Below are 1423 nucleotides of genomic sequence, written 5' to 3' on the forward strand. Positions count from 1 at the left end.
CCCACCGTAATGTGATGGACTCCACCCTCCTGACAACGGCATCATTGTGCCAAGCGCGCCAGATTGGGCTGACGAGCTGAAAGACCAAGAGGGGGAGTCACTGTGAATGCTAACGCAAAAGTAGCTGGCTTGGATATCGCAAAGGAAGTGTTTGTCGCGGTAGGGTTGGATCGTAACGGCAAGGCTGTTTTCAAGCACAAAATGAAGCGTGGCGAGGTACTGGCGACGTTCAGGAAGTTGCAGCCGATGGCGATAGGAATCGAAGCATGCGCCGGTTCGCATTACTGGGCAAGGGAGCTGGCAGCACTGGGGCACGACGTCAAGCTAATCGCTGCGCAGCATACGCGAGCATTTGTTACTGGTAACAAGAACGATACCAATGATGCTGCTGCGATTGCCGAGGCCCGCTCCAGGAGTTCGACCAAGTATGTGCCGATCAACACACCAGCACAGCAAGATCTGCAGATGCTTCATCGGGCGCGTAGTGCTTTGATGAGCGAGCGCATAGCGATGATCAATCGTATTCGTGCTTTTGCTGGAGAGTATGGCCGGGTGTTTGCTGCCGGTGTCGCAAAGTTCAAGGTTGGGCTGTTGGCTTGGCTGGCTGATCCTGATAACGGCCTCTCTGGCTTGGCGCTGGCGACGTTTCGGGAACTCAAAGAGCAGCTCGACGACAAGGAGCAAAGGATTCTGACCTACGAGCGCAAACTGAATCAGGCTGCCAAGTCGGAGGTAGCGCAGAAACTGATGGAGGTGCCAGGGGTTGGGCCACTAACTGCCACGGCAGTCATGGCTAGCGTCGCTGATCCGCATCACTTCCGAAGCGGTCGCGATTTCGCAGCCAATCTCGGGCTTGTGCCACGAGAGCACAGCAGTGGAGGCAAGCAGCGCTTGTACGGTATCACGGGCAAAGGTGACAGCCATTTGCGCACACTCTTGATTCACGGCGCGCGAAGTGCCTTGCGCTGTGCAGGAAACAAAACTGATAGCCAGCTGCGTTGGGCTAGCAACCTTGCTCATCGAAGAAACTTCAACGTCGCTGCTGTAGGGCTGGCGAACAAAATGGCTAGGGTAATCTGGGCGATATTAGCTCACGGCCGAAGCTATGTTCCGGTCTGGTCGAACAGCATGACCAGACCGGCTTGAAGACCACAGCTAGTAACCGATTGAGGGAGTAACACTGCCAAGCTTGCGATGATGAAGAACGAATGATGCCAACAGGTCGGACCGGCGCCAGGTGAATCCGTTGACCGTACGGGCCTTCAAGGCCGGCACCGTATAAGGATCCTGACGCGCGTATCACATCAGGGCCAGAGCACGAAGAGCGCTCATCAAACAGGCCGAATAGATACACGCAACTCTACCTAAAGGCAAAAATTCAATCCTCTTCTTGCAAAACGGGTGGAGTCCATAGATACGGTCA

1 protein-coding gene is annotated in these 1423 nt (G+C 55.1%); it reads left to right on the forward strand.

Going from position 1 to position 1423, the window contains the following annotated elements; genetic code table 11:
* The first annotated feature begins 129 nt into the window (after positions 1-129).
* Positions 130-1146 (forward strand): IS110 family transposase, encoded by a 1017-nt coding sequence (locus QPK31_RS26080; RefSeq protein WP_290425792.1) that lies wholly within the window; start codon positions 130-132, stop codon positions 1144-1146.
* Positions 1147-1423 lie beyond the last annotated feature (277 nt).

The sequence above is a fragment of the Massilia sp. YIM B02769 genome (assembly GCF_030411995.1).
Taxonomy (GTDB): Bacteria; Pseudomonadota; Gammaproteobacteria; order Burkholderiales; family Burkholderiaceae_D; genus Telluria.